14 protein-coding genes and 1 pseudogene are annotated in these 19932 nt (G+C 62.5%); 10 read left to right on the forward strand and 5 right to left on the reverse strand.

Going from position 1 to position 19932, the window contains the following annotated elements; translation table 11 throughout:
* Positions 1-10: 10 nt before the first annotated feature.
* The 4 genes from ASE60_RS06325 (at position 11) to ASE60_RS06340 (ending at position 5021) form a co-directional block, all read left to right on the forward strand.
* Positions 11-1876 carry an ABC transporter ATP-binding protein gene (locus ASE60_RS06325; protein ID WP_057248897.1) on the forward strand — a complete coding sequence of 622 codons (1866 nt, stop codon included), beginning with the start codon at positions 11-13 and terminating at the stop codon, positions 1874-1876.
* A 369-nt stretch (positions 1877-2245) separates the two neighbouring features.
* Positions 2246-2824 carry a ubiquinol-cytochrome c reductase iron-sulfur subunit gene (gene petA / locus ASE60_RS06330; RefSeq protein ID WP_057248898.1) on the forward strand — a complete coding sequence of 193 codons (579 nt, stop codon included), beginning with the start codon at positions 2246-2248 and terminating at the stop codon, positions 2822-2824.
* Between the two features lie 14 nt (positions 2825-2838).
* The gene (locus tag ASE60_RS06335) at positions 2839-4119 is read left to right on the forward strand and encodes a cytochrome b N-terminal domain-containing protein (protein ID WP_057248899.1); all 1281 of its coding nucleotides are present in this window, start codon (positions 2839-2841) and stop codon (positions 4117-4119) included.
* 32 nt (positions 4120-4151) lie between these two features.
* Complete coding sequence (locus ASE60_RS06340) at positions 4152-5021, forward strand: cytochrome c1 (protein WP_057248900.1); 870 nt, start codon at positions 4152-4154, stop codon at positions 5019-5021.
* A 167-nt stretch (positions 5022-5188) separates the two neighbouring features.
* On the opposite strand, the gene ASE60_RS06345 is transcribed toward ASE60_RS06340, so the two are convergent.
* Positions 5189-5731, reverse strand: coding sequence for a GrpB family protein (locus ASE60_RS06345; protein ID WP_057248901.1), 543 nt, complete (start codon positions 5729-5731; stop codon positions 5189-5191).
* Positions 5732-5999: 268 nt separating this feature from the next.
* On the opposite strand from ASE60_RS06345, the pseudogene ASE60_RS06350 reads away from it, so the two are divergent.
* Positions 6000-6922: pseudogene (locus ASE60_RS06350) on the forward strand (ribose-phosphate pyrophosphokinase).
* Between the two features lie 203 nt (positions 6923-7125).
* Here ASE60_RS06350 and ASE60_RS06355 read toward each other — a convergent pair.
* Both ASE60_RS06355 and ASE60_RS06360 read right to left on the reverse strand, forming a co-directional pair.
* Complete coding sequence (locus tag ASE60_RS06355; RefSeq protein ID WP_057248902.1) at positions 7126-7548, reverse strand: VOC family protein; 423 nt, start codon at positions 7546-7548, stop codon at positions 7126-7128.
* A 242-nt stretch (positions 7549-7790) separates the two neighbouring features.
* On the reverse strand, positions 7791-14549 hold the full coding sequence (locus ASE60_RS06360) for a kinesin (RefSeq protein WP_057248903.1): 6759 nt from the start codon (positions 14547-14549) through the stop codon (positions 7791-7793).
* Positions 14550-15087: 538 nt separating this feature from the next.
* On the opposite strand from ASE60_RS06360, the gene ASE60_RS06365 reads away from it, so the two are divergent.
* Entirely contained in the window at positions 15088-15456 is a 369-nt protein-coding gene (locus ASE60_RS06365) for an Hpt domain-containing protein (protein ID WP_057248904.1), read from the forward strand.
* 222 nt (positions 15457-15678) lie between these two features.
* Positions 15679-15999, forward strand: a complete 321-nt coding sequence (locus ASE60_RS06370; protein WP_057248905.1) for a 2Fe-2S iron-sulfur cluster-binding protein — start codon at positions 15679-15681, stop codon at positions 15997-15999.
* A 532-nt stretch (positions 16000-16531) separates the two neighbouring features.
* Here the strand turns inward: ASE60_RS06370 and ASE60_RS06375 are convergent.
* Positions 16532-17161, reverse strand: a complete 630-nt coding sequence (locus ASE60_RS06375; RefSeq protein ID WP_057248906.1) for a DUF922 domain-containing protein — start codon at positions 17159-17161, stop codon at positions 16532-16534.
* A 107-nt stretch (positions 17162-17268) separates the two neighbouring features.
* Here ASE60_RS06375 and folP point away from each other — a divergent pair, with 107 nt between their 5' ends.
* The 3 genes from folP to folK all read left to right on the forward strand — a co-directional run bounded on the left by folP (position 17269) and on the right by folK (position 19128).
* Complete coding sequence (gene folP / locus ASE60_RS06380) at positions 17269-18120, forward strand: dihydropteroate synthase (protein WP_057248907.1); 852 nt, start codon at positions 17269-17271, stop codon at positions 18118-18120.
* 125 nt (positions 18121-18245) lie between these two features.
* Positions 18246-18614: a dihydroneopterin aldolase gene (folB, locus tag ASE60_RS06385; protein WP_057248908.1), complete on the forward strand. Its 369-nt coding sequence runs from the start codon at positions 18246-18248 to the stop codon at positions 18612-18614.
* Positions 18604-19128 carry a 2-amino-4-hydroxy-6-hydroxymethyldihydropteridine diphosphokinase gene (folK, locus tag ASE60_RS06390; protein ID WP_057248909.1) on the forward strand — a complete coding sequence of 175 codons (525 nt, stop codon included), beginning with the start codon at positions 18604-18606 and terminating at the stop codon, positions 19126-19128. The genes folB and folK overlap by 11 nt, the downstream gene beginning before the upstream one ends.
* An 89-nt stretch (positions 19129-19217) precedes the next feature.
* Here folK and ASE60_RS06395 read toward each other — a convergent pair whose 3' ends face one another.
* Entirely contained in the window at positions 19218-19769 is a 552-nt protein-coding gene (locus ASE60_RS06395; RefSeq protein WP_057248910.1) for a hypothetical protein, read from the reverse strand.
* Positions 19770-19932 lie beyond the last annotated feature (163 nt).

Genomic DNA, 19932 nt, shown 5'->3' on the forward strand with positions numbered 1-19932 from the left:
TATCGGAACCATGCTCAGCGCCATCGTCCGCCTCTTCGAGAACTGGATCAAGCCGTTCGCGCCGCGCGAGCGTCTGCAGCCGCCCAAATCGCTCTGGGGCTTCGCCTGGTTCTACGCCAGACAGGCGAAGGGACCGTTCATCGCGATGGCCGTGCTCGGCGGTCTCGTCGCCATGCTTGAGGCCGGGCTGTTCTATTTCGTCGGGCGACTGGTCGACGTTCTCGACACGGTGAAGCCGGAAGCCGGCTGGAGCGGGCTCATCGCCGCGAACGGCCCCGAACTTTTGTTCATGCTGCTGACGGTGATGGTGTTCCGCTTTATTGCGGTGTCGCTGGCGGCGCTCGTCGAAGAACAATCGATCATCACCGGTTTTCTCAATCTGGTGCGCTGGCAGTCCTATGTGCATGTGGCCCGACAGTCGCTGACCTTCTTCCAGAACGACTTTTCCGGCCGCATCGTCACCAAGGTCTGGGCAGGCGCCCAGGCGACGAGCGATCTGATCGTCTCGCTGCTGCAGGTCGTCTGGTTCATCGTCATCTACACGGCCTCGACCATGGCGCTGGTGGCGCAACTCGACTGGCGTCTGGCGGCGATGGTCGCCTTCTGGATCGTCGTCTTCCTGGCGCTCGCCCGCTACTTCGTTCCGCGCATCCGCAAACATGCCCGCGATACGGCCGAGATGGCCTCGATGCTGAATGGCCGCATGGTCGATGCCTATTCCAATATCCAGACGCTGAAGCTCTTCGGTCGCGACGACGAGAACGACCGCTATATCCGCTCCGGCTTCGATCGGTTCCAGCATGCGGTCATTCCGTTCACGCGGCTTCTGACGGCGGTGCGCGCTTCGCTGGCGCTGCTTTCCGGCATGATGATCACGGCCATCGCCATCTATGCGATCCATCTCTGGCTCGGCGGCGCGATCAGTTCCGGCGCCGTCGCCTTCACGCTGGCGCTGGTGCTCCGGCTCAACATGCTGCTTGGCCGCATGATGACCCAGTTCAATTCGATCATGCGCAACATCGGCACGATCCAGAACTCGGCCGAACTCGTGTCGCAGCCGATCGGTCTCGTCGACCGGCACGATGCCGCAGAGCTCGCCGTCAGCCAGCCGGAAATCCGATTCGAACACGTCCGTTTCCATTACGGCAAGGGCGAGCGCGTCATCGACGATTTTTCGCTGATCGTTCGCCCGGGCGAGAAGGTGGGCATCGTCGGCCGTTCCGGCGCAGGCAAGTCGACGCTCGTCAATCTGCTGCTGCGCTTCTATGACCTCGAGGGCGGCCGGATCCGTATCGACGGGCAGGATATCGCAGCGGTCACGCAGGAGTCACTGCGCGCCCAGGTCGGCATGGTCAGCCAGGATACTTCGCTGCTGCATCGCTCGATCCGCGACAACATCCTCTTCGGCCGGCCGGATGCGAGCGAGGAGCAACTGATTGCCGCCGCGCGCAAGGCCGAAGCCTACGACTTCATTCTCGGCCTGCAGGACCAGCGCGGCCGCAAGAGCTTCGATGCCCATGTCGGCGAGCGCGGCGTCAAGCTTTCGGGCGGTCAGCGCCAGCGCATCGCCATTGCCCGGGTGATGCTGAAGGATGCGCCGATCCTCGTGCTCGACGAGGCGACCTCGGCGCTCGATTCTGAGGTCGAAGCGGCGATCCAGTCCAATCTCGACCGCCTGATGCAGGGCAAGACGGTGCTGGCGATCGCGCACCGGCTGTCGACGATCGCGGCGCTCGACCGGCTCGTGGTGATGGACAAGGGGCGGATCGTCGAGGAGGGAACCCATGCGGAACTCGTTGCCCGCGGCGGGCTTTACGCCGGGCTCTGGTCGCGTCAGTCGGGCGGATTTCTCGCCCGCGAGGAAGCGGCGGAGTAGGGCGGTTCAAGACCGCTTCAACGCCCGCTCGACCGGCCCGAATTCAGCCTAACTGGCGACCGTCAAGTCCTTGTGCCGATTGGCCGCGCTTTTCCCCGCGACAATCTGACCGCATCCCCTTGTCAAGGCTGGACATAATTTGCGATCAAGCATAGAACGCGCCGGATTGACGGGGAATCTGTGTGCCGTGGGTGCGCAGAATTTTTTCGGATTCTGGTGCCGATGTCGTGTTTGCAAGCGCAAAACGGCGGGGGCGTTAGCACTATGAATAGGGCGTGGTTCCTTGACCTGGATCAAACCGCAAGGGGCAGGAATTTCGCCGGGGGCGGATGCGGTTTCCGCAACATTGCGTGAGAGGATGGTTTAGCCGTGAGCGAACACGACACTTCAAGCGAGGCCTTGGGCGAGCCCACTCGCCGCGATTTCCTTTATCTGGCTACCGGTATGGCAGGCGTCGTCGGCGCCGGTGCTGTCGCTTGGCCGTTCATCGACCAGATGCGTCCGGATGCATCGACGCTCGCGCTCGCCTCGATCGAGGTTGATGTTTCGAGCCTGCAGCCCGGCATGTCGCTGACGGCAAAATGGCGCGGCAAGCCGATCTTCATCCGCAACCGTACTGAGAAGGAAGTCGAAGAGGCAAAGGCCGTCAAGCTCGACGACCTGAAGGATCCGGTTGCGCGCAATGCCAACCTTCCGGCCGACGCATCGGCAAGCGACGTCGATCGCTCTGCCGGCGAAGGCAAGGAAAACTGGATCGTCATGATCGGTTCCTGCACCCATCTCGGCTGCGTGCCGCTTGGTCAGGCCGGTGACTTCGGTGGCTGGTTCTGTCCCTGCCACGGTTCGCACTACGATACGGCCGGCCGCATCCGTAAGGGTCCGGCGCCGGAGAACCTTCACGTGCCGACCTTCACGTTCGTTTCCGACACAGTTATCAAGATCGGTTGAGGGGACTACTGATAATGAGTGCTGAACATTCAACCTACACGCCGACGACTGGCATTGAGAAATGGGTTGATTCCCGTCTGCCGTTGCCGCGTATGATTCACGACAGCTTCATCACCTATCCGGTTCCGCGGAACCTGAACTACGCATACACCTTCGGTGCCATGCTTTCGGTGATGCTGATCGTCCAGATCCTCACCGGTATCGTTCTGGCGATGCACTATGCCGCCGAAACGACCGTTGCGTTCAACTCGGTCGAAAAGATCATGCGCGACGTCAACCAGGGTTGGCTGCTGCGCTACATGCACGCCAACGGCGCATCCTTCTTCTTCATCGCCGTTTACCTGCACATCGCCCGTGGTCTCTACTACGGTTCCTACAAGGCTCCGCGCGAAATCCTCTGGATCCTCGGCGTGGTCATCTACCTGCTGATGATGGCGACCGGCTTCATGGGCTACGTTCTGCCCTGGGGTCAGATGTCCTTCTGGGGCGCGACCGTTATCACCGGCTTCTTCACCGCCTTCCCGCTGGTGGGTGAGTGGATCCAGCAGTTCCTGCTTGGCGGCTTTGCCGTTGACCAGCCGACGCTGAACCGCTTCTTCTCGCTGCACTACCTGCTGCCCTTCATGATCGCCGGCGTTGTCGTGCTGCACATCTGGGCGCTGCACGTCGTCGGCCAGACCAACCCGACCGGCGTTGAAGTGAAGTCCAAGACCGATACCGTTGCCTTCACGCCCTATGCGACGCTGAAGGATGCGCTCGGCGTCTCCGTTTTCCTGCTCGTCTATGCCTGGTTCGTCTTCTACATGCCGAACTTCCTCGGCCACCCGGACAACTACATCCCGGCTGACGCGCTGAAGACGCCCGCTCACATCGTTCCGGAATGGTACTACCTGCCGTTCTACGCGATGCTGCGCGCCATCACCTTCAACATCGGCCCGATCGACTCCAAGCTCGGCGGCGTTCTGGTGATGTTCGGCTCGATCATCGTCCTGTTCTTCCTGCCCTGGCTCGATACGTCCAAGGTCCGTTCGGCCGTCTACCGTCCGTGGTACAAGCTGTTCTTCTGGATCTTCGTCGTCAACGCCATCATGCTCGGCTGGCTCGGCTCGCGCCCTGCAGAAGGCCTCTACGTCGTGATGTCGCAGATCGGCACGCTCTACTACTTCGGCTTCTTCTTCGTCGTCATGCCGGTTCTCGGTCTGATCGAAACGCCGAAGCGCATTCCGAACTCCATCACCGAAGCGGTGCTGGAAAAGCAGAATGCCAAGGCGCAGCCGGCCGCCGCGCGCGCCTGATCAGAACAGCGATTGATAAGGAACCCACAACAATGAAAAAGCTTGTTACAGGCATTCTGTCACTCGCTGTCGTCGCTGGTCTCGGTCTCGGTGCAGCTATCGCCGAAGAGGCGAAGGGCGGCGAGGAGCACGGCGGCGGTACGCCTCACTATCCGATCCACAAGCCGGAACAGCAGGAATGGAGCTTTGCCGGCCCCTTCGGCCACTATGACAAGGGCCAGCTTCAGCGCGGCCTGAAGGTCTACGCCGAAGTCTGTTCGGCCTGCCATTCGATGAACCTGGTGCCCTTCCGTACGCTCGAGGGCCTCGGCTATTCGGAAGCACAGGTGAAGGCGTTTGCGGCCAACTACGAAGTTCAGGACGGCCCGAATGCCGATGGGGAGATGTTCACCCGCAAGGCTCTGCCGTCCGACCACTTCCCGTCGCCTTACGCGAACAAGGAAGCGGCTGCGGCATCGAACAACGGTGCAGCTCCGCCGGACTTCTCGCTGATCGCCAAGGCACGCGGTATCGAACGCGGCTTCCCGCAGTTCGTCTTCGACATGTTCTGGCCCTACCAGGAAGGCGGCCCGGACTACATCCATGCGCTTTTGACCGGCTACCAGGAGCCGCCGCAGGGCGTCGAAGTCGCCGAAGGCACGCATTACAACCCGTACTTCGCGAACGCTGCCGCTCTGGCAATGGCGCAGCCGATCTCGAACGACCAGGTCACCTACGACGACGGCACCCCGCAGACGGTCGACCAGTACGCCAAGGACGTTGCGTCGTTCCTGATGTGGGCGGCCGAGCCGCACCTCGAAGACCGCAAGCGCACCGGCTTCATGGTCATGGTGTTCCTACTGATCTTCACCGGCCTCGTCTACCTTACGAAGAAGTCGGTCTACGCCAACAAGGAACATTGATCGTCGGCCGGCTTAAGCCGGCTCTGATTAAGATCCAAAGAAAAGGCCCCGGTTCGTCCGGGGCCTTTTCTTTTGGAAGTCCGGTCGCGGCGGGATGCAGGCCTTGCAGGGGGCCAGCCGACCTGGCGCTGGCCGCAGAGTGCTCGCGCTCGCTGTGGCGCGTGCGGTCAAGCGTCGGACGGGCCCGGCTGCCAGCCGGTTTGGGCCGCCCAGCGATCTGCACGATGGATAATTGTCCAGAGGTGTTCGGACTTGGCCTCGGTGTAGGCCACTCGATCATTCTGGTATCGCGCCGCCAAGGCGCGCTTGAGTTCTCCATAGGGCGCGTGCTCATGGGCGTGGGCACGCATGTAATCCCGGAACAGCAAGGACCATTGCTCGCTCCAGCTTCCGCGCCCGCGCACATGAACATGCGTACGCTCGTTGCCTGGCGCCTCTCGGAAATAGCGCTTGCTCAGGTCAGCATTCGATGGTCGCCACACGTATCCAATGGCCGTCATCCTCTCCCTCAGGACTTCGACGGATTGCAGATCGGCCACCGAAATTTGAATGTCGATGATCGGCTTTGCCGCCAGACCTCGGATCGCCGTCGAGCCAATGTGGTCGATGCGCATAGCGTGCGCGTCCAACACGCTTCGGATGAGCTTTGCCTTGACGGCGAACTGAGTTGGCCATTCGGGACACCAGGCGCAGATTTCAATCGGTTGCATGGTCTTTGTCGGCGCTGTGTTTATTGGCGTTGAGAGATCAAGCTCCTGCAGGGCTCTATGCTGGCGGATTGACTCCGGCTGGTTTGGAGACGACGGCGTAAATAGGTTCGTCGTCCGCAATCGGCAAGCCGGCCAAGGCCGCGGTCCAACGGAGGCCGATCATCTCGCAAGAATGCACAGCGCTTGGTTGTGATTTCGCGCACAAGTCTCTAAATGTGCCCAAGCTCAAACTTCTGCTCCCGAAGGCTCCTTGAACAGGATCGCGCTAATGAAGCTGGTGACCGGTAACTCCAACCGCGCCCTTGCCGAAGCCATTGCCAACCACTTAGATCTTTCCCTCACAGATTGTACGGTCAAGCGCTTCGCCGACCAGGAAATCCACGTTCAACTTCATGAAAATGTACGCGGGGAGGACGTCTATGTTCTCCAGTCGACAAGCGCCCCCGCCGACGGCAATCTTATGGAGTTGCTTCTCCTGGCCGATACACTGCGCCGCTCATCCGCTCGCCGTATCACCGCCGTTATCCCTTACTTCGGCTATGCCCGTCAGGATCGCCGCGCCACTGGCCGCACGCCGATCTCGGCGAAGTTGGTAGCCAACATGATCGCCGCTGCAGGCGTCAACCGCGTGATAACGGTCGATCTCCACACTGACCAGATACAGGGGTTTTTCGATATCCCCACCGATAATCCTTATTCAGCACCCGTGATGACCCGTGACATTGAGCAGCACTACGACATCGAGAACTTAATGGTCGTTTCGCCTGATGTGGGCGGCGTGGCGCGCGCTCGTGCCATCGCCAAGCGCATTGGTACCGATCTTGCGATCGTCGACAAACGGCGACCCCGTGCTGGCGTGTCCGAAGTGATGAACATTATTGGCGATGTTTCCGGGAAGAGATGTCTTCTGGTCGACGACATCGTAGATAGCGGCGGCACGTTGATCAACGCGGCTGAAGCGTTGTTGATGTCTGGCGCCAAGGACGTTTCGGCCTATATCACCCATGGCGTTCTTTCCGAAGGTGCCTGCGAACGCATTGGTGCCAGCCAGCTCAAGGAATCGACTCCATTCACGAAACCGAAGCGCAACGTGAGACCCCCAACATCAGACGCATCACCATCGCGCCGTTGATAGGCGAAGCGCTAGCTCGCACGGCGAGAGAGCAAAGCGTTTCAAGCCTTTTCAACTAAGCCGACACAAGCCGCGACGACCCCGCGACTGAGGATCGCCCCTCCACAAGGGCATCTTCGAAGGAACGTGGCAGCGGAAGCTACCAGCAGGTTTGCTTCGTGATGATCGCGCAAATGAAAACGCCCCCGTCTTGCGACGGGCCGTTGTGTTTTCTAACACCGCCGGCCGCTTTGTTGATCGTAGCGGGCGCCACCCGAGCCTTTCAATCCGCGACAGTCCATTGCGGGTTCCAGGCGATCTCCCAAAGGTGGCCGTCGGGATCCTGGAAGTAGCCGGAATAGCCGCCCCAGAAGCGGTCGTGTGGGCGATCGGTGATGGTCGCGCCGGCGTCTTCGGCCTGTTTCATGACCACATCGACCTCCTCCTTTGATTTGACGATGTGCCCGATCGACACTGCGCCGAGCCGCGTCTGCGTCGCGGTTATTTTTGCATCTTTGGCAAGTGACGGCGCGGGATAGAGCGCCAGTATCAGGTCGTCGCCCATATGGAAGAAGACCACTGCGCCGTCTTCGAACTCCTGGCCGATAATTCCTTTCGTCGGCAGCTCCATGCCGTCGCGATAGAAGGCCAGAGACTTTTCGAGATCGTTTACCGCGAGCGTAAGGACTTTCAACCGTGGTTTCATGTCCGCCTCCTGATCTGAAAACGGAGAGACGCTGCCGGATGGGCCGCGCTGCTTCCAATACATTATAACGGAGGACGCCTGCTTTTTGAGCGGTAGTAATGGCGGTCGGCGTGACGGCCGAGCCCATGCACGAAGGTAGCACTGCCCCTGCTACCGGTCCCGGTTGGTCTTGGCGGGTTTGCATAAGCGAAAACGGCCCCGTCTTGCGACGGGGCCGTTTCTTTATCATATGCCAGCGCCGCTTAGCTGAAGCGGCCGGCGGCGTGGGCGAGCATCGTGTAGACCTTGCCGGTATCCGACGTCAGATAGGTCTGGGTGATGCGCTTGTCCGGATCGTTGCGGGCAACATCGGCGAGCAGCTTCTCGAAGTCGGCGATGTAGCGGTCGACGGCGGTGCGGAACTCCGGTTCGCGATCATACTTGCGCTTGATCTCGTCGAAGGTCTGCTGGCCCTTCAGCGTATAGAGGCGACGGGTGAAGACGTCGCGCTCGCCGCGCTGGTAACGGCGCCACAGTTCGACCGAGGCATCGTGATCGATGGCGCGGGCGATGTCGACCGAGAGCGAGTTCAGCGACTCGACGACGTGGCGCGGGTTGCGGCTGTCGCCGGTGCGCGCCGCAGGCTGTGCTTCGGCCGGGCGCTGTGGCGCCGGCGAGGGGGCCTCTTCGCGCGATGCCGCACGCAGCAGATCGCGCATCCAGCCACCACCTTCTGCAACCTCGCTGGTCACCGCCTGCGACGGAGCGGGCTGGCGAACGGCCGGCTGTTCGATGCCGAGGCTGCCGCGCAGCGCCGGGGCCGGTTCCTGCCGGCGCGTCTGCTCGGCTGGCTGCTGCACCACGGGCTGCTGGACTACGGGCTGCTGGGCAACAGGCTGCTGGGCAACAGGCTGGGGCTGGATGACCGGCTGCGGCGCCGGCTGCTGCTGCACCGGACGAGCGACCGGAGCGGCGGCAGGCTGCTGACGCAGCGGCTGGGCGACCTCGAGCTGCGTCGAGGACTTGCCGATGATGTCGGACAGTTCCTGCAGCGCCTTGATCTGTTCGCCGACGGCGCGACGCATGACCGCCGCATTTTCCTTGGCCTCTTCCGGCAGGTCAAAGGCACCGCGCTTCAGTTCTTCGCGGGTCATATCGAGTTCCTTGCGGATCTCGCCGGCAGAGCGACGGATTTCGTCGGTCGCACCGCTGAAGCGGCCGATAGCCTCGTCGATCGCAACGCGAACCGCGTCGCGCAGTTGCCCTGCGACGCCGTCAGACTTCTTGCCGCTTTCGGCGAGCATGCGCTCGATGTCGGACACCGAGGCTGCGACGCTGCCGCGCAGACGCGAGGCGACTTCCTTGGAGCGTTCCTCGGCGTTGGCAAATGCGCCTTCGATCGATGCACCGGCATCTTCGCCGACCTTGGCGATCGCCTGGCGCAGCGCTTCGGAGGCGCCGAGCGCACGGCCCTCGACCGAGGAGAGCGTCTTGTTGACGTCGGCAAACGAGGTCTCGACGCCGGAGCGGAGCGTGTCGGCGATCTGGCGCGAGCGCTCCTCGGCTCGGCTGAAGACCTGCTCGACCGAGGCGCCTGCTTCGTCGCCGGCCTGGGCCAGCGTGTTTCGCATCGCTTCGGCTGCTTCGGCTGCGCGCTGTTCGGCGCTGGTCAGCAGGCGGCCAACATCCGAGAAGGACTGCTGGATGCCGCTGCGCAGGTTGCCGGCGACAAGGCCCGAGCGTTCTTCGGCCCGCTGGAAGGCGCCATCGACGAAGCCTTCGAGCGCACGCATCGTCCGTTCGATCTCTTCCGAGCGCTGAACGAGCCCGACCGACAGGGTGCGCAATGCATCCTGGCGTTCTTCGAGCGTGCTGACGAGGTTCGACTGGGCGGCGCCGAGCAGGTCGGACGCCTGGCCGAGCACCTTCGAATGGTCCTCGAAGCGGCCGACGATGCCGCCGATCTTCGACAGGGTGGAGGCGGAAATGTCGGACAGCTTGTCGACCTTGCCTTCGATGAGGCGGGTCGAGGTCGAGAGCATGTCGGAGGCCTGACGGGTCGATTCCGACACGCGGGCTATCGTCGATTCCAGACGCTGGTCCATTTCGCCGAGGTTGTTGCTTGCCTGGTCGATGACCGTGGCGATCGCAGCGTTGTTGTTGGCGAGCTGGTCGATCAGGCCCATGGCGGTCGACTGCAGACGGTTCTCGACCATCTTCATCGCCTTCGCCGTTTCCTCGGCGCGGTGCGAGATCGCGTTCAGCGTTTCACCCGTGCGCTCGGCAATGGCGTTGACCAGGGCTGCATTTTCCGCGCGCAGGCGATCGGCGCTTTCCTGGGTCACGGCGGCGATGCGTTCGGCGGCCTCGCGGCCGGTTGCCGCATATTGGTCGATGACCGGGCGGGCCTGTTCGTCGATCAGGCGCGACAGCTCCAGCGAGCGGCCGGCGAGCATCGAGTTGAGCTCGCGGGTGCGGTCGTCGAGCGTGTTGCGGATCGCTTCGCCGCGCGCTTCCAGTGCCTTCTCGGTGTTGGCAAGGCCTTGGTGGATGTTGTCGGCGTGGCTGGCGATCTGGCTGTGCGTGGCAGCAAGCCGTGCCGTCGCCGTATCGGCTGCGTCGGCGATCGACCGGGCAAGATCGGCGTGACGCGCTGCGCTGGCAGCAGCCTTCTGCTCGATCGTATTGGCAAGGTCCGCATGGCGGGCGGCGGTTGCCGCTGCCGTCTGGTCGATCGTGTTGGCGAACTCGGCCTGACGGGCCGCGAGCGCCGAAGCGAAGTCGTCGCCGGCCCTGGAGAGGAGTTCGGCCGAGCGTGCCGCTTCCGCGTCGATCTCCCGGGCAACGTCGCTGACGGCGCCACGAAGGGTGGTGGCGAGGCCAGCAGCCTTGTCCTCAATGCGGATGGCTTCTGCGCCGAGTTCCTGAGCGACATCGCCGACAACGCCGCGAAGTGTGGTGACGAGGCCGGCAGCCTGGTCCTCGATGCGAACGGTTTCTGCATCGAACGCCTGGGCCACGTTGCCGACAGCGCCGCGAAGCGTGGTGACGAGGCCGGCGGCCTGGTCCTCGATGCGGACGGCTTCTGCATCGAACTCCTTGGCCACGTTGCCGACTGCGCCGCGAAGCGTTGTGACGAGGCCGGAAGCCTTGTCCTCGATGCGGACGGTCTCTGCATCGAACTCCTGAGCCACGTCGCCGACTGCGCTGCGCAGATTGCTGACGAGATCGGTGGTCTTGCCTTCGAGGCGGGAGGCTTCCGCGTCCAGATCCTGCGTCGCTTCGCTGACCGCACCACGCAGGCTGCTGACGAGAACGGCGGCCTTGCCTTCGATTGTCCGGTTGACGTTTTCAAGGCCGATGTTGAGGGCACGATCCATGGTGCCGAGACGTTCAGCGATGCGTTCCGCACCAGCCTCGATGGCGCCGGAGATCCGGCTTGCCGCCGTCTCGCTCATGCGATCGATGTCGCCCGCCCGGTCGCCGAGGCTGTCGGCGATGCGCTGGCCGGCGCCGTCGACGACCTCGTTGACGCTGCCGACGCTGTCACGGACGCGTTCTTCAAGCGAGCTGAGGCTGACTTCCAGGCGGAGGCCGGTATCGTCGACCAGGGCGTTGACGTCGTTGACGCTGCCGCGGATGCGGTCCTGCAGGGCGCCGAGGCTGTTTTCGATGAGGGTGCCGGTATCGCCGACAACCGAACCGACGCTGGTGACGCTGCCGCGGATCCGATCTTCCAGCGCACTGAGGCCGCCTTCGACACGGGCAGCGGCATCGTCGACGACGGAGCCGACATTGGCAACGCTGCCACGGATGCGGTTTTCAAGCGCGCCGAGGTTGCTTTCGATGCGGGCGCCGGTGTCGTCGACGACCGTGCCGACATTGCCGACGGTGTTGCGAATGCGATCTTCGAGCACACCGACGCGGGTTTCGATATGCATGCCCGTTTCATCGACGATCGAGCCGATGTTGCCCGCGCTTTCGCGCATGCGCTCCTCAAGGGAGCCAAGGCTCGTCTCGATGCGCAGGCCGGTATCGTCGAGGCGGTCGTTGATGCCGTTGATCGACATGTCGACGCGGTTGGTGAGGCTGTCGGCCGCGAGGCTGATCTGGTTGGCGGTCTCGGCCAGCCGGTCTGCGATGTGCCCCGTCGTCGAACGCATGCGCGTGTCGAGCGTTTCGCCGCTGCGGTCGATGACGCCGGCAAGCGCGGACTGGCGCTCTTCCAGCGACATTTCCAGCATGCTGGCGCTGGTGGCGAGCGTGGTGGCGATAGCGGTCGACTGATCGGCCAGCATGCCTTCGAGCTGATCGCGACCCTGGCCGACAGCGAGATTGATCGCATTGATCCGGTCGTCGAGCGTGGCGCGGATCTGTTCGTGCGTTGACGACAGCGTATCGCGCAGATGCTCGGCGCGGCCGCTCAGCGTCTGCTCGATTTCGGCTGCCTTGCCGGCGAGCGAGGCGGTCGCCTCGGTCGTGCGTGCGGTCAGGGCATCGGCGATGTGAGCGCTGGTCTCGGTCAGCGTGTCGGAAATCTTGCCGACGCGGCCACTGAGATCCTCGGCGATGCGGGCGCTCGTCTGGGTGAGGGTATCGGAGATCAGGCTGACGCGGCCGCCGAGGTTTTCTGCGATCGAGCTGACGCTCTCGGAGAGCTTCTGCTCGATATCGCCGACGCGGTCGGTCATGGTTTCGGCGACGGCCGTTGCGCGGAACGTCAGGCTGTCGGCCACGTCTTCGGCGTGACGGCTCAGCGTGTTGGCCATTTCATTGGCGCGCGACGACATCGTCGAGGTAATGGCGGCGGCGCGTTCGGCGAGGACGCCATCGAGGGCCGACGTCTGGGTCGTGAGCGCTTCGGAGATCGCTTCGCCACGCTCGGACAGAACGCGCTCCAGCCGGTCGGCCGTGCCGCTGACGGCGTTGTCGATCGAGTCCGCGCCCATGGACAGAATGGTCGAAAGGGTGAGCGTGCGCTCGGAGAGCGTGTTGTCCAGGCGGTGCTGGCTGGCAGCGATCGCGCTGGTGATTTCGTCGGTCGAGCCGCTGAGCGTCTGTTCGATGCGGGCATGGGCGGCGTGCAGGCCGTCAACGAAGGCGGCGGTGCGGGTGTCGAGCCCCTCGGTCAGGCGCTGTTCGCTGGTGGTGAGCGCGCTTGCAAGCGCGTCGGCGCGCTGGCCGAAGCCGTTTTCGATGCGCTCCTGCGCCTGGGAGAGGGCGCCCATGAGGCCGCTGGTCTTCTCGGAAAGAACGCTGTCGATGCGGCTGTGCGCATCGCCGACCAGGTTGCCGAGCTCCGAGGTCCGGCTGGTGATCGTTTCCTCGATGAAGTCCTGGGTCGCGCCGAGCGTCGCGGCCAGCGTCAACGACTGGTCGGAGAGGGCGGAGCCGATCTTCTCGATGCTGCTGTCGAGCGCGCCGCCGATCGCTTCCGAGCCGCCGGAGACGGTCTCGTTGATGCGGTGCAGGCTTTCCATGAGCTTGGTGTCGAGCATGCTTGCGCGCTTGTCGAAGGCCGAGGCAAACTCGTGGAAGCGCTCGTCGAAGGCGGTCGCGAGCTGGCCGACGGTGGTCTGCAGCTTTTCTTCGAAGAAGCCGCCGCGCAGGTCAAGATCCATGATCGCATCGTCGGCGCTGGAACGCAGGCTCTGACGGAAGCTTGCGCCTTTCTCGTCGAGCGTGGCGTTGAGCGAGGCGAGGACATGATCGAGGCCGCCGGTGATCGCCTGCTGGCCGACGCTGAGACTTTCATTCAGGTCACGCGTGCGGGCGATCAGCGTCTCGTTGAGCTGGCGTGCGCGGTCGTTCAATGCCGCGTTCAGCCTTTCGGTGCTGGCGTCGAGCGAGGAGGCGCGCGTCTCGAACTGGCTGAGCAGGTCGTCGCCGCGCTTCGTCAGCGTCTCGCTCAACTGGTCGAACCGTGTATCGAATTCGGTGCTGAGGCCAAGGCCGGCCGCCGTCAGGCCGGAAAGCAGCGCATCCGTGCGGGATGACAGCATGGTGCCGATCGACTGCAGGGCGGTGTCCGACTTTTCGCTAAGGGCTGCGGCGCGCGTGTCGATCAGCGAGGCGAAGGCTTCGCCCGAAATCGCGATGCGCGAGGCGATGTCGTCGCTCGCCTGTTCCAGGTCATCCTTCAGCTTGCCGTGGGCGCCAGATATGGCCGAGCGGATACGCTCCGAATGACCAATGATCGCTTCGCGCTCGAGGCCGAGTTCCTGGACCAGCGTGCGGACGCGCAGTTCGTTTTCGCTGTAGCTGCGCTCGAGCGCGTTGACTTCGGAATGAACAAGCGTTTCGAGTTCGGTGGCGCGTGCGATGGTGCGCTCGATACCCTCGTTCATCGCCGAGACTTCGCGGCGAACGGCCTGACCGACAGTCATGACGCGATCGGCTGCGGCTGTTTCGGGCTCGGCAAGGCGCAGTGCCACTTCAGCCATGGAGCGGGCGGCGTTGCGCAGTTCCTGCGCACGGGCGATCATGATGGCGAAGGAGAAGAAAAGCATGACCGGCAGCAGGATGCCGATTGCAACGCCAATGGCGCCGGGCGTCGCAGCCAGATCGCTCAGGGAGCGGATCTGCCAGATCTGCGGGCCATAGAGCAGGTTGGCAATGCCGAGGCCGGCGATGGCCCACATGATCGACACCAGCGCGGCAACCCGGATCGCGGCGCGATTGGAGCGCACGTCGAGTGCGCGCAGCATCGCAGCCGGCGAACGGCGGCCATCGTCGTTGGCGGCGGAAAGGGAAGGGGATTTGGGCGCAGGTTCCGGGGCGAGCGTCTTGGCCGCTTCGGCAGCACGCGCAGCGCGGGATGGCTCCGGTTGAGACTTTGCTCTTTTATTCTGATCGGGCGCGGGCGCCTGATTGCCGGGCTGAGACACATTTTCCTCCGGATCATCCAAGGAAGTCTTGTCGTTCGGGCTCGAGTTAAGCTCGTCGAAATCGATCGTCAGGGCCGCTTCCAAAGCCTGGAAGGCCTTCTCGTCGATTGACTCATTGCTCTTTTTCGTCGCCATAGGGATACGCCTCATTACCTTTTGCCAGCGACAAAGCTGCCAGCGATCGCGCACAACGGGCGGGCCGGCTCCTTCCTCGCGGGCTGTGACGGCAAGATACGCGCATCGGATCTACGCAATACCCTACTGATCACACACTGCATTGCCTCGACGGATAGTCACATTTGTGGCCGAAAGGGACCACGAGTTGAGCTTATCCACCGGAACGGTTGCCATTTTCGTACGCAGGCAAGTTCCTAAGCGTATCGTAGTGACACATTAGCTGGGTTCTTACAATTATGAGCGCTCGGGCTTGATTAAAATCCTAATGAAATCTTAATGCGATAGCGGTGCCAAAGCCAGAAAATACAAGGAAATCAGACGGTTTAACAGCCGTTAACCATTTCCCCAGATTCCTGCCCATATTGCGCCCCGATTTAAGCTGATAGCAGCCCGCACCCGCAAAGGATGTGTATCTGAGTTTGCGCGTGTAGGTGTGGGCAATATGGCGACACCGAAAACAAGACCAACATGCAATAAACAATAGGGAATTTGGCTCATGGCGGCCCTCAGGATTGCCTTCGAAGCTCCGGACACCCCGGGAAACTCTGCAGCGACCGGCAAGAAGCCGATCGACTTCGCCCACCTTGCGGCACAGACGATGGGTGACAAGGCACTTGAAATAGAAGTGCTGCAACTCTTCGCGCGCCAGGCGCGCCAGGTCATGAAAGAGATCGTCGAGGGAGAGAGCACGCTTCGCGCTCAGGCTGCCCATCGGCTGAAGGGCGCTGCACTTGCAGTCGGCGCCGTCGATGTTGCCAGCATTGCCGGCGCGATCGAGCAGGACCCGGCAGACGCCTCGCTCTCCGACACGCTTTCGGCCGCTGTGCTGGAGGCCGAGCTCTTCATATTGAAGCTCAGCCGCTAAATCGCGGCCCGACGTCGCCGGAGACGGCCAACGCTCTCCCGGCGTCCCACATTTCAAGATAGCGGCCTCGCGCCTGCTGCGCGCGAGGCACCCGGCGATTGCCGTTGTTGACTGGCCGGCGGATTTGTTGGAAGAACTTCCACTGAATTTGCGCCCGAGCGGCGTGCGTTCTGAACAGGCTTTGCGCCTTGCCAGTCCCAGCAGTTCATTCCGGAAAGAGACATGACAAAACTTACGATCGTTGCCTTTGATGGCGCGCGCCATGAACTTGATGTCGAAAACGGCTCGACGGTCATGGAAAATGCCGTTCGCAATTCGGTTCCCGGCATCGAAGCCGAATGCGGCGGAGCCTGCGCCTGTGCGACCTGTCATGTCTATGTCGACGACGCCTGGTCGGCTGTCGTTGGCGCGCCGGAAGCCATGGAAGAAGACATGCTGGACTTTGCCTACGATGTCCGGCCGACGTCGCGGCTTTCCTGTCAGATCAAGATGAGCGACGCACTCGACGGTCTCGTCGTGCATGTGCCGGAGCGTCAGGCCTAAAGCGCGCCGCGATCTTTTTTGTTTCGCTCCTCGCGCTTTCTCATGTCGTTGGCGCAAAACCGCTGCGCAGTTTTGCGCGACATGTCTTAGCCCTCCGCGCCGTACTGCGGCGCCTTGCCAATTTGTAGCTGACGCACAAAAAAAGCGCCTCGCCAGTCGTTGGACAAGCGAGGCGAGGAGGGCGCATCGCTGACAGATGAGGGAGGGGACATCTGCAGCACCAAGACACGCCAGGAGAACCCACGTTGGCCTCGCTGTTCAGTTTCTTCTTTTTAATATTGAACAACGCCGCCTAAACTAAAGTAACGGCAACATTTAAGCTCTTCGCAAAACTACTGCGCCGCGCTTAACCCGCTCATTCGGCGGAGGCTAGTCTTTATCCCGGCCCCTCGCTCCATGGTTTCAATATAGATGAGTCGGCGGCAGCCAGCCATCGTTATATTTCACCAATAAAATACTGTGGGTATTGCCGCTGAAATCGCGGCGAGCCCGACTATAGTCAGGCTCTTCTTCAGGGTATGGGCGCCGCTACCTATTGTTGCACTTTCTTCAGCGCTTCGAGCCGGTATTGCAAAAGCCGGATCATGCGCTTGTCGAAATTGGCGGCTTCGGTGCGATCAAAGCGCGCCTGATCCTTGTCGTGCGCTTCGATTGCCGTGATGCTGACCCGCGCGACGCTTGCCTGCATGCGTTCGCAATCCGCTTCCGGCTTCAGGGCGAGGAACATCTTTTCCATGCGGCGGGCGTGGTTGCGGGCAATTTCGGCGTGCCGCTCCTCATGGCGCTTGATGTCGCTCGAGAGTGTGTCCCAGACCAGAGCCAGGTCACGACCGGCCTGACGGCGGTATTTCCAGCGCGGCAGAATGATGCGGGTGCTGAGCGTTACGCGCGCCGAGCCGACCGCGCAGCGGCCGCCACGGTTGACGTAGGTGATGGAGCCGCCGAACTTTATCCGGGTGGCGCCCGGGTGGCGCGCGCCGGTGGATTTCATCATCGGGCCGCCGGCAGAAAGCGCCTTGTCGAGTTCCTCCGCAGTCCGTCCACCGATCGTGAAATAGGAAAAGCTCTTGTTGATCACGGTTTCGCCCGACGCAGCGCTCAAGGGGGCGGCGACCAGGAGAGCGAGGAGGGCGGCTTTGAACGGGACGAGTACTCGGGACATCAATGCGTGGTTCTCTTCAGTTGAACTTCGATCAAGCTTGGGGCATAGCCACGACCGGCGCAACAGCAAATCGAGGGCTCTCGGCCGAATGCGGATCGTGAGGGAAAATGACTTACAATCCATTTCAGAAAATTAGCTGGAAGCTGGCGCATGGGCGCAGCCTGGAACTCGGGCCGCGTGGCGTTTTGATGGCGATCGTCAATGTTACCCCGGATTCTTTTTCCGATGGCGGACGTTTCATCGATGCTGTTGCAGCGGCAGCGCAGGGCGTGCGGTGCCTTGAGGAGGGCGCATTGATCCTCGATATCGGCGGTGAATCGACCCGGCCGGATGCGGCGACAGTGAGCGCCGAGGAGGAGCAGGCGCGCATCCTGCCGGTGATCTCCGCGCTCAGCCGCGACACCGATGCGTTGATCTCGGTCGATACCTACAGGGCCTCGACGGCTCGGCTGGCGGTCGAGGCAGGCGCGCACATCGTCAATGACGTGCACGGCCTGCAGCGCGAGCCGGATATCGCGACCGTTGCCGCGGATACCGGAGCAGGGCTCTGCATCATGCATACGGGCCGCGACCGGCAAAAGCTCGCCGACGTGATCGACGATCAGTTCCATTTCCTCGAACGGTCCCTCGAAATTGCCGAAGCCGCTGGTGTCACGAGCGACCATATCGTCTTGGATCCGGGCTTCGGCTTTGCCAAGGATACGGATGAAAACCTCGAACTCATGGCGCGATTTGCCGAGTTGCACCGTTTCGAGCTTCCGTTCCTGGTCGGAACGTCCCGGAAGCGTTTCGTTGGGGCGGTGAGCGGCCGCGAGGCGGGCGACAGGGATGTGGCGACGGCGGCGACCACCGCGCTGCTGCGTGCTGCCGGCGCCTCGATTTTCCGCGTACACGATGTCGCAAACAGCAGGGATGCGCTGGCCATGGCCGATGCTATGCTCAAGGCCAGGGCGGAATGAGGAAAAGCGCGTGCGGCTCTTTTCCCGCATCCGACTGCAACTGACCAGAATCGATCACGTGATGAATTAGGTCGGCCTGACCCAATATCAGCGTGATCCCAGAAAAGCCGACGGGACGGAGAAGCATGAGCCCGACTTACACAATCACTCTCAAGAACTGTGCCTTCTTCGCGCGCCATGGCGTCTTCGACGAAGAAGAGCTCCTCGGGCAGCGCTTTTTTGTGGATGCCGAGCTCGAAGTCGAGCAGGGAACGGCGCTCGTCGATGATTCGATCGAAGACACCGTCCACTACGGTATTGCCTTTCAGGAGATCGAGCGCATCGTCACGGGGCGCCGCCGCTATCTGATCGAGGCGCTGGCGCTGGAAGTCGCCAAGACTCTCTGCGTGCGGTTTCCGCAGATCAAGCGCGCCAAGGTCTCGATCCGCAAGCCGAACGCGCCCGTGCCCGGCGTGCTCGACTATGTCGAAGTGACGGTCGAGCATGTCGTCTGAGGCGGGCTGGCGGGTCGCTACACTCGGCCTCGGCGGCAACCTCGGCGATCCGCGCAGGGCCATGGCCGAGGCGCTGCGGGCTCTCGATGCGCGCGACGACTGCGTCGTCGAGGCCGTGTCGCGGCTTTATCGCACACCGCCGTGGGGAAAGACCGATCAGGCCTGGTTCTTCAACGCCTGCGCTCAGGTCAGGACGACTTTGAAGCCCGAGGCTTTGCTCGATACGTGTCTCGACATCGAACGTTCGATGAAGCGGGTGCGTGACGAGCGCTGGGGACCGCGCACGCTGGATATCGACGTTCTGACCTATGAAGCGGTGGCCCAGGCTGAAACACGGCTGGAACTGCCGCACCCGAGAATGACGGACCGGGGTTTCGTGCTGATGCCGCTTGCCGACATCGCCGCCGACTTGCCGGTGCGCGGACGCACGGTCGGCGACTGGTTGGGTGGGGCGGACGTGGCAGGCATCGAGGTTGCCGATGGCGATATGACCTGGTGGCGCGCAGACACCTGACCGATCCCATCAAGTCGACGAGACCTTTTTAAAACGATAAAGCCCCGGCAAATACTGCCGGGGCTTTATTGTTTGACTGTGCTTTGGAGTTACTTGATCGAGCCGACGGCAATCGCATCGAGCTGGCGGTTGAGGCTGACGCCGATGACCGGCACCATCGTCTCCTCGACCTTGACCGAAATGGTGATGTTCATTGTCTGATCGTCCTGAAGGCGGGCGATCATGGCGCCGTTCAGCTTCTTGCGGTTGATGCCGACGACGACCTTGTCCTTGGCGACATTGCCGGAAACGACATCGAGACCCTTGCCTTCGGCGCCGTCGAGGAACTTGCCGCTGTAGCTGTTGCCCTTGCGGGTGATCACCGCCGACATAGGCTGCTTGAACACGCCGACGCGGCAGAAGCCGTCGAGCTTAATGCCCGTGTCGTCACCGGCAACCGGTTCGCCGGAGAGATCGCAGGTGAACTTGGTGCCCTTGTATTTGCCGGCGACGATCTCGCCCGGGCCTTTCCACTGGCCGGCAACCTTCTCGAAGAAGGCCTTGTCCTTGGCGCCGGAAAGGGCTGGCGTCGCAACGCCGACGGTAGCCGCAAGCGCGATGGCGGCTGTGCCGCGAGCGATCAAAGAGGGGCGCGAGAACATAAACGATCCTTGATGGGTCAACGTCCGAAACTGGAAGCCACATTTGCGCGAAAATGGTTAACGGACGGTTTCCGGGCACCTGATGTTGCGGCTTCTTTGTGGCCGTTGGAGCGATTGCTCACAGGGTTTGCGGCGTGTCGGATTGACCGGACGGAAGTGCTCT

The organism is Ensifer sp. Root278 (assembly GCF_001429285.1).
Lineage (GTDB): Bacteria > Pseudomonadota > Alphaproteobacteria > Rhizobiales > Rhizobiaceae > Ensifer.